At 38.8% G+C, this 9,316-nt stretch carries 9 protein-coding genes; 5 read left to right on the forward strand and 4 right to left on the reverse strand.

Features of this window, described 5'->3' with window-relative positions:
* Position 1: 1 nt before the first annotated feature.
* A complete protein-coding gene (locus J8M01_RS08325; protein WP_192509724.1) occupies positions 2–733 on the reverse strand; it encodes a DUF4956 domain-containing protein in 732 nt (243 codons plus the stop codon).
* A 301-nt stretch (positions 734–1,034) separates the two neighbouring features.
* Between J8M01_RS08325 and J8M01_RS08330 the strand changes: the two genes are divergently transcribed.
* Together J8M01_RS08330 and J8M01_RS08335 are read left to right on the forward strand one after the other, a co-directional pair.
* Complete coding sequence (locus J8M01_RS08330; RefSeq protein ID WP_211057682.1) at positions 1,035–2,405, forward strand: DUF1566 domain-containing protein; 1,371 nt, start codon at positions 1,035–1,037, stop codon at positions 2,403–2,405.
* 14 nt (positions 2,406–2,419) lie between these two features.
* Complete coding sequence (locus J8M01_RS08335) at positions 2,420–3,040, forward strand: hypothetical protein (protein WP_211057683.1); 621 nt, start codon at positions 2,420–2,422, stop codon at positions 3,038–3,040.
* 58 nt (positions 3,041–3,098) lie between these two features.
* Here the strand turns inward: J8M01_RS08335 and J8M01_RS08340 are convergent, their stop codons facing one another.
* From J8M01_RS08340 to J8M01_RS08350, 3 genes are all read right to left on the reverse strand, one after another.
* The gene (locus J8M01_RS08340) at positions 3,099–3,791 is read right to left on the reverse strand and encodes an SDR family oxidoreductase (RefSeq protein ID WP_211057684.1); all 693 of its coding nucleotides are present in this window, start codon (positions 3,789–3,791) and stop codon (positions 3,099–3,101) included.
* A gap of 222 nt (positions 3,792–4,013) precedes the next feature.
* Positions 4,014–4,505: a GNAT family N-acetyltransferase gene (locus J8M01_RS08345; protein WP_211057685.1), complete on the reverse strand. Its 492-nt coding sequence runs from the start codon at positions 4,503–4,505 to the stop codon at positions 4,014–4,016.
* A gap of 59 nt (positions 4,506–4,564) precedes the next feature.
* Complete coding sequence (locus tag J8M01_RS08350; protein ID WP_211057686.1) at positions 4,565–6,061, reverse strand: DUF3612 domain-containing protein; 1,497 nt, start codon at positions 6,059–6,061, stop codon at positions 4,565–4,567.
* 164 nt (positions 6,062–6,225) lie between these two features.
* Here J8M01_RS08350 and J8M01_RS08355 point away from each other — a divergent pair, with 164 nt between their 5' ends.
* The 3 genes from J8M01_RS08355 (at position 6,226) to J8M01_RS08365 (ending at position 9,019) form a co-directional block, all read left to right on the forward strand.
* Positions 6,226–6,729: a malate synthase gene (locus J8M01_RS08355; RefSeq protein WP_211057687.1), complete on the forward strand. Its 504-nt coding sequence runs from the start codon at positions 6,226–6,228 to the stop codon at positions 6,727–6,729.
* Positions 6,730–6,933: 204 nt separating this feature from the next.
* Positions 6,934–7,809: a tryptophan 2,3-dioxygenase gene (gene kynA, locus J8M01_RS08360; protein ID WP_210995172.1), complete on the forward strand. Its 876-nt coding sequence runs from the start codon at positions 6,934–6,936 to the stop codon at positions 7,807–7,809.
* A 22-nt stretch (positions 7,810–7,831) separates the two neighbouring features.
* Complete coding sequence (locus J8M01_RS08365) at positions 7,832–9,019, forward strand: kynureninase (protein ID WP_211057688.1); 1,188 nt, start codon at positions 7,832–7,834, stop codon at positions 9,017–9,019.
* Positions 9,020–9,316 lie beyond the last annotated feature (297 nt).

A 9,316-nucleotide genomic window follows, 5' to 3' on the forward strand; every position in this document is an offset into this window, starting at 1 on the left:
GCTATACACCTGTAATGTTGTGCTGCTCTAATAACGACACATTTATTCCATTATACTGAGATTTCAAGTCATCAACTAACTTGTCAACGTGCTCTGCATTTTTGATTGAAATAAAAAATGTTGCGTCAAATCTATCATTGTCAGTATCATATCTCCGCATTTCCATGCGCACGGAGTACCTTTCCAAGGTCGTCTTTAAAGCGTCTAAAGACACGTTTGTTGAAGTACCAGACTCAGGATTTAAATAACTCAAAGACAAAAATAAGCCATTCTCTTCATACGATTTGGCATGACGCTTTTTCGCTAAAGTCACTAATACCAACGTAACCACACATGCCACAATAGCCGCTAAAGTTTGCCCAGCCCCCAGTGCAACTGCAATTCCAATATTTAAAAACAAGTAGATAAGCTCTTCTGGTTCTTTTATAGGTGTTCTAAAACGTACAATTGACAAGGCGCCAACTAAACCCAGCGCCAAGGCCAACGATGCCTTCACAACCGTAATAATCAAAATAACGGTTAACATCAATAGTGGAAATAACCTTGAAAAGTCCTGCCGATTACAAAATGCCGAAGAATATTTACGAAAGTGGTAGCCAATAACTGATGCAAGTACAAACCCCAGTAGCAAGTTAAGCAATAACGCCCCCAATTGAACACTCGCATATGGGAAAAACATCGAACGAATATCTTTCGGTAGAAATGCAATTAAAAGTGGGTCTACTGACTCCATAAATATTTCCTTTTTGTTTCTGTTTCTATGAGCTAATACGCTATATTCAGCTCATCGTGTCATGATATGAAACTAAATATATTATTCTAAGCATAGAGCTAACATAGCGAACTGCAAAAATTCTATCTGAATAATGTGTGAATACTTCCATTTTTTGATGAAAATAAAATCATCATCTAAAATAGGTGTTGCTACCACTTTTCATCTCTTGCAGTTATATAAATAATAGAGCTTTTACAAATTTAGCGAAATTAGGATAGCTATGGGCGAAAATAGAATGAGTTATTTTTGGTTAAATAGAATGATAAAATTTATTTTGTTAATTCTTTTTTTTGCATTAATAGGTTGTAATTATAAACCCGACGATTCGGATAATAGCCTTCCTAATATCGATATACCAGAACCCCCTCAAACTATTGAGCTACCAGATATACCTTTGTGCAATGGTTCATGCAGTTGTGACGAAATAGTGGTAAAAGGAAATGACACAGGGATTCAATATAGCGCAGGATATGTCTCTGAAAACTTAGCTTCTTGCAACATACAAGACCCGTTTTTACAAGACTGCCAAATAGGCCGAGATTTCCTAGCTGATGCAACTGGATTAATTAAAGTCGGGTTTGGTGTTGCCAGTTTTGATTATTCTAAAATAGCAAACGATGGTCAGGTTTTACCTAATGATTTTGCTACATGGCAATGTGTTCGAGATAACCTAACCAACTTAACGTGGGAAGTTAAAACATCGCCTACGAGTGGCCTTTTTAACGCATCAGACCAAACCTATAGCTATGCAGATCCTAAACACCCAGAGTACTCGACCTATGATCAAGGAGAATGTAATAACCTAGGTAACTGTGATACTCAAAAATATATTGCTTACATCAACACCCAAAACCTTTGTGGGTACAATGATTGGCGACTGCCCTCAAAAATAGAATTACAAGACCTTGTAGATTATAGCGCCGTACAACCGGCTATTGATGTATCCGCTTTTCCAAATACCAAAGTTGGTAATTATTGGACAAGCACTCTCGATACCGATGATACAAATAGTATCTGGTCAATCAACTTTAACTTTGGCACAGTTGCCGGAGGGATTAGTTCAAATAAACAAATGATACGGCTTGTTAGAGGTAAACGCTTCGAAAACAAATTGCCAGAAGCAACAGTACGTGAATTAGATCCCTCATTAAGAAATCGAGTTGCCCCTAAACAACGCTGTAACTCAATAGTATCACCCACAGCACCAATCGCTCGATTTAAACGAGATGTGACTGGAGAGATATTTGATACATTTACAGGGCTTATCTGGCAAGCCTGTGTTGCTGGACAAAGTGGTGAAAATTGCGCAGAAGGAGAAGCTTCACTCCTAACTTGGCAGGAAGCACTCGAATATGCAAATCAAAATAAAGAACAAACAAACAACAAAACTTCCTGGCGATTACCTAATATTAAGGAACTACAAAGAACCATAGAAAACCAATGTGAAGAACCTGCGCTTAACCCCTTTGCATTTGCAAATGTACCGATGACACAGGTTTGGAGCGCAACGCCACATAGTAAAGAGACTGAAAAAACCTTCCATTATCAATATCAAAATAGCATTATTTTTTATGGTGATAGGACCGAAAAGCATGCCGTACATTTAGTACGAGATTGCCAATTCAATTAAAGGAGCTTTAATCTATGAAATACTTTTCAATTACCATATTCATATTATTACTCGCGCATAGTGTAAAAACTCGAGCCAACGATTTAGACTTTTATAAGTATCATATCGGGTTAAAAACCAGTTACCTGAGCGTAAATAATAAAACGAATAACCCTGAACAAAACTTATTGTTAGAAGACTTTGGCGTTAGTTTAGGGGCTTTTTATAGTGGCCAATACGAGTCCTTCGGGCTATTTTCAGCAGGAATTGATTTCATTTACATAGAAGATAAACTCCCCTTTTCAGAGTCTGTAAGAAATGAATTCACTGGCGAGTTATCTGAAAAAGAGTCTAGTATTTTTGGAAAAGCTATCTACGTAGAAGCAGGTGTATTTACCAGTTTTCTTTATCAAAATGCGCTGCAGTTCGGTGTATTGGGAGGGTATCAGTATAACGATTTGACCCGAACAATATTACGCTGTGAGCAATGTACAGAACAAGACTTGTATCAATTTGAAAACTCAACTTATGTAAAGCCATTTATAAAATATAAATTTACTGCTCGCTTAAGCGTTCAATTTGCATATAGCCACTACTTCAATGATATGGGGTTTGATGACGCAATCAGTTTACAAATCACACTGGTTAAATTTTAACCCGCCCATTTAACCTCACAGCGACTCAAAGGTTAATAAGCTAAAGCCGCAAAGATACTTACCAAGGTATCTCGTCACCAGTATAGCTATAAAAACCACCGCTTTGGGCATCTTGCAAGTTATCTATAATATACTTGAGACCTTGCGCTGATTCATCAGCCTCAATCAAAGCGTTAGGGCCACCCATAGAGGTTTTTACCCAGCCAGGGTGCAATGACACTGTTTTGATCCCTTCCGGTAAAAGATCATTCGATAAACTTTTTATCGCTGAATTGAGTGCAGCTTTAGAGCTACGATATATATAACCCCCACCCTTTGTATTTTCAGTATGACTGCCTACTTTTGAAGAAATAGCTGCAATGACTTTTAACTCACCGCTTTTTATATGTGCCACAAATGCTTCTGCTAGTTTAATCGGTGCAATCACGTTTGTTTCAAAAACATCTTGCCACGCCTGTGTGTCACAATGGCCAAAGCCGTAATTCTGAGGGCCGTAAATTCCTGCATTATTTAACAAAACGTCAATTGGTTGACCTTGTAGTTGCAAAGCCAACTGAGTTACTTGTGCGTAATTGGTTATATCTAAAGTAAAAATAGTTAACGAACGGTAGCGAAGCGTAAGCGATTGAAGCGCTTCAGCACTTTTAGGGTCTCTACATGTCGCAAGCACTTGCCATCCAGCACGTAAATACAACGTGGTTAAAGCAAATCCGATACCACGGTTTGCTCCTGTGATAAGAACCGTTTTCATGTAAAACACCTCGCTTTTAAATAAGGAATCGTAAGTTTGTACCTAAAGGTACTATTACTAAAGTTAGTAAAAATAGCAATATAAAAGCCCTAAAACAGAGTGTTTTATATTGAATCATTAATTACAATTTTTATAGCTAAAAGAAAATGATAAAAATCATTTTGCGTGACAAAAAGTTAGATATTTAAGTACTTAAATTAAAATATTCGATTTTTAATACAATTATGTCTGTGCCAAAATTGGTTTATCCGCCACATACAACTGCATAAACATAGATTCCGGATCTGGTTTATATGCTCCGTAACTATCCCGCTCATAAAAACCAAAGTAACGATACAATGCGATTGCTTCATATTGTTTAACCCCAGTCTCAAGCATAATTTTATTTAAACCTCGCTCTGTTACCAGCGAAATCAAGTGTGACAGTATTCTTTTTGAGAGACCCAAACCTCTAAACTGGGGCTTGACATAAATTCGCTTAAACTCCCCATATTTAGCATTGTCTTCCTGCTTGAAAATAACAGCACCACATGCGGCTAACTCCCCTTCAATATAAATTCCACACAACTCACTATTATCCTGGTCAACTTCATCGAGGGACAACAATATGTTGAGTTCGCTTGGATACAATGAGTGCATCAGTTTATCTATTTCTGAAAAAATCTCACTCACCCCATCACAGCTTGAAGTTAACCGTACTATTGAGCCTTTCATTTAATGTCCTTTATAACTAAAACCAAAACAAGGTACTATATAAGGTACATCCATTCAAGCTAAGCCTTATAACAGCTTGGCTCTCTAGGACATGTATTACCGCGAGTACAAATAACTCTTACTTCATTTTCAATTCCACGCTCTATCCAATTTATGTTTAAAATTCTAGCAACACTCACAAGTTGTGTTTTTAATACGTGAGGCACAACACTTGATCCCCCATGCTTAATACATAATTGCTGCAATTGACGTATGATCTCGGGGGCGTCAAAGCCTTGCGCTGCAATTGCAGGAGTGAGATCAATACCAGCACATAAAATATGTGGACTTCCAGCTAAATCATGTACCTGTATAGACTCACAACAATATAATCTCGGCTCACCTGCCACCATTAAAACAGACAATTGCGCGCTACTCACCCCTGAGTCATCAGTAAATTTACGAAATACCGCCCAATGTTGGCAAGGGTCTTCGACAACACGCATGTTACCCCATGGTAATGGGATCCCATTACCTCGGTACACCGCTTTTAGTTTGCCTGGTTGATAAGCATCAAAATAATGCCAATGAGGGTAAGACGACACAACCGTCATTCTGCGCATTACAACAGATGCTGAAATATTAAGCTGTTCATGCACTTTAATCTCATATCCACAGCTATCGAGTAATTGACGAAATGGGGCCTTAGGGCACAACAAAGCCCCTGCAAAAAAGCTAGATTCAAAATCTCGCCATGCATTCAGTGTATCTTGTGCATTGGGTGTACTCAGCTCAGTCTGTACTTCAACATCGCTGCCACCTATTTTTAATACACAGTGTAAGCCTTCCAAGTTATGTAACACGGCATGACCAATATGAACAGCCAGATCATACTTTAAACGGCTCTCTCGCTGATGCAATAGTGTATTTAGATTTACAGTATTTGGTGGTGTGAAATAGGATGTTACCAATACGTCATCTACCGCCCTCTCTTGATTTAATAAATTTTTTGGTAAGTTATCAAACCACTTGATATTTAAACCTTTTTCCTTGGCAATGGTGAGTAAATCGGTGGCATTTAAATAGAGGTTTTTTTTTCCCACTTCTTCGGCAGCACGCTCTAAATCAGGGAAATGATTTTGATGGTGCTCTTGATGTGCACGTATCAATAAGTGAGCAAATTGACGGCCACTTATCCCCGTTTGCGACAGCATCTCAGGGATAGCAATTTGTAGTATCTCATTAGAGAATAAAAAATTAGGCTCTAACGCCATACCTTCAATTCCACCGTGATTCCCCTTAATCGGCGCGATTGTGTTGGGTTCAGGATCATTGTCTAAAAACCAATCTATGGGCTTTTGAAACACCTCCGCTAAATTGTCTAACATATCCATACTCGGGGTTCGCTTTCCTCTTTCAATCATTGATAAATATGAAACCGAGGGTGCTGAACCTGCATCAATTCTAATACAGCGTGCCGATAAGTCTTCAAGCGTTAAATTATTTCGTTTTCGCAAATTACGAATTTTTGTTCCCGTAAAATGAGATTTTCGCATCAAACTTTGGTTATTTTTCATTGTTTTTATTTGACCTCAGTTACATTGCATAGACATTAACCTTAGCATTATTTGTAAAATTCACACTGTAAAATTCTTTTTGTCAAATTATAAAAAATATTCTTCTACACTGAATTTGTCCACTCTCACAATATTTATCTGACTCGAAGAATGAGGAACATACCATGACAGCACTTACCCGTTCACCCATCGACAATTCTGTACAAGGTTGTCAAAAACTAGAACTAGCAAAACGATTTTTAGATGAACATTGCCCATTAGATTGCGGCTCACATATGCAAACCACGCATTACGTTGTTTACTACAATCATCTAATGGCTTTCTTCGCAGATGGGACTCATTGTGGGCTAAAACAGCCCTGTCAATTTGTTGCTTTATGTGGACATAAAGATGATCCAACCGCTATTTTACTGAAAAAAGCAGATGGATTACACGTTGAACTCACATTTAACCGCTGTGGCAATACAGGTAAAAGTGATGTCGCGCATATCGATGATATTCAATTCGAAACAGCATTAAGTGCGTTAGATAATCAACATGTTCAGCCACAGTTAAAACGTCTTTGGGTGAGCTTTTTAACCGGTGTTCAACATGCGTTATGCAACACTTCCAGTGTTAAACAGTATACGGCCAAAGATGGAAGTGACTACCAACTTACTGCATACTAACTTAAAAAGTAGGCCGTACTCATTCTAACAGTATGGCCTATTACCGGTTTTATATTCATATTTCGCCATGTCAAAATGATAAATATGGATAGCTCATCTTTTCTCAAATCACGTGTATTTTGTTGAAATGGTCATTGCTTGTTATTCTGCACTAGAAAAAACTAAAATAACCAATTAGTAGCACCAAATAAAACAGGAAAAGCAATGAGTTGTCCGTACAGCAATAAGCCCACTGACCCTGAAGGTCAAACCAACTATCGAGCAATTGAAGACAACATTCATACTGACTTTAAAGATGACATGTCATACGGTGATTATTTAAATTTAGAAAAAGTACTGAATGCTCAGCACCCTCTTTCTAACCAGCACGATGAAATGCTATTTATCGTCATCCATCAGGCCAGTGAGTTATGGATTAAACTCGCAGGACATGAGCTCAATGAAGCGGTAGAAAATATCAAAAGTGGCGATTTTGGACATGCCTTTAAAGTAATCGCACGAGTAAAACAAATACTTAGCCAGCTCACTCAGTCTTGGGGAATTCTATCGACGTTAACCCCTGTAGATTACTTAAAATTTCGCGATACACTCGGTCACTCTTCGGGGTTTCAATCTTATGGTTACCGCAAGATCGAATTTTTGTTAGGCAATAAAAACGCTGAGCTACTAAAAGTACACGAAAGTAACCCTCAAGTGCATCAAGAACTGCAATACATTCTCAATCAACCAAGTTTATACGATGAAGCATTACTTGCACTCAAATCCCACGGGTTACCAATCGATAAGGCGGTACTAGAGAGAGACTTTAGCCTGCCGTATCAAGCAAACAAAAGTGTTTTAAATGCCTGGTTAACGGTTTACCAAAACGCGGAGCAGTACTTTCACTTATATGAGCTTGCCGAGAAATTAGTGGATATTGAAGATAGCTTCCAGCAGTGGCGTTTTAAGCATATGTATACGGTCCAACGTATTATTGGAAATAAAATAGGCACAGGAGGCTCATCAGGGGTAAGCTTTTTAAAAAAAGCACTTGATATCAGTTTTTTTCCTGAGCTCTTTGAGTTACGTACACACCTATAACTGCTTTTATTGGAGTAAAATAATGACAACAGAATTCGCCAAATTACTGCAGCCGCACTACAGTGATTTTAAAGTTGACAAACGAATCCTCTTATCAGGTCATTCTCATCAAGCGTGGCCAAACGTTGCCAAGCAAGGGGTCTTAGAGTGTTACCAACACGCTGCTGAGCACATAGACGATAAATGGCAGCTGGCTTTTAAAAAAGCAGCTCAAGTGAAAGCGTTTTATGCATCTTTACTCGATGATCCCACTGCCCAAATTACATTGGGCGCATCTACTCATGAGCTATTACTCAGGTTCCTATCTGATCTATCATGCTTTAAAACACCACGAAAACGCCCTATCCAAATTGTTACCACTGATGGTGAATTCCATTCTATGCGACGACAACTGAATCGCCTAAAAGATCTCAATATAAAGATAGTGAATGTACCTGTTCAACCGAGTGAAACATTGGCTGAACGACTTATTGAGGAAATTGATCAACACACTGACGCGGTCATGCTTTCCGCTGTATTTTACGGTACCAGCGAGATATTCAATGACATAGGCCATGTTGCACGTTACGCCCATACGCTCACGGTTCCTTGTTTAGTCGATGCATATCATGCGCTCAATGTCGTACCATTTAGCCTAAAAGAGTGGGACTTAGAGCATGCATTTATTGTCTCTGGCGGATATAAATACTGCCAAGCCGGTGAAGGAAACTGCATGTTGCGTATACCACCAAGCCATCAAGGAAGTCCTATCATTACTGGGTGGTTTGCAGAGTTTAGCCTGCTAGAGCAATCGCCGGGTGAGGTACGATATGGGGTGGGTAGTAGCGCATTTGATGGTTCAACTTACGATCCAACGAGTCACTACCGCGCCGCTGCCGTATTTGATTTTTTTGCTCAGCAGCAGCTAACCCCTTCAAAATTAAGGGCTGTTAGTCAACAACAAATTTTGTATTTAGCCAACGGTATTAAATCACAGCCAAAGCTGAATGCACACTTTGAATTTTCGTCTCACTCACTAACTCACAATGCCGGTTTTTTAGCCCTGACAACCCCAGTAGCGGCTCAATGGGTCAGTGCATTAGCTACTCAAGGCGTACAATGCGATAGTCGTGGGAATCAGTTAAGATTAGGCCCTGCGCCATATATAACCACTCAACAATTGGAACAAGCCATTGAAACAATAGACAAAGTGAGTAAAACCATCTCTTGAAATTAATCCATAAATTAGCCGTATCTACCGGTGACTATTTTTCTCTTAGAAGCGCATTGGAGCATCAGTCTACCCGGTTAATATAACCGATACGAGAACAAAAAAGGGATTATCTCAGCTAAAATCACAGCTCAATTGTAAAGGTTTATTTGCTAACGAATATAATCACGACTTAAATGTCGTGATGCTCACTTGCGACACTCAAGCTTCACTATTGTGTACTTATTATCCATGTAAAGTAATTCACTTACCAGCACATACTTAAAATAGACAAATTTGCTCAAAATTAAGAGCCTG

This window comes from Pseudoalteromonas sp. MMG005 (genome assembly GCF_018101015.1).
GTDB classification, from domain to species: domain Bacteria; phylum Pseudomonadota; class Gammaproteobacteria; order Enterobacterales; family Alteromonadaceae; genus Pseudoalteromonas; species Pseudoalteromonas aurantia.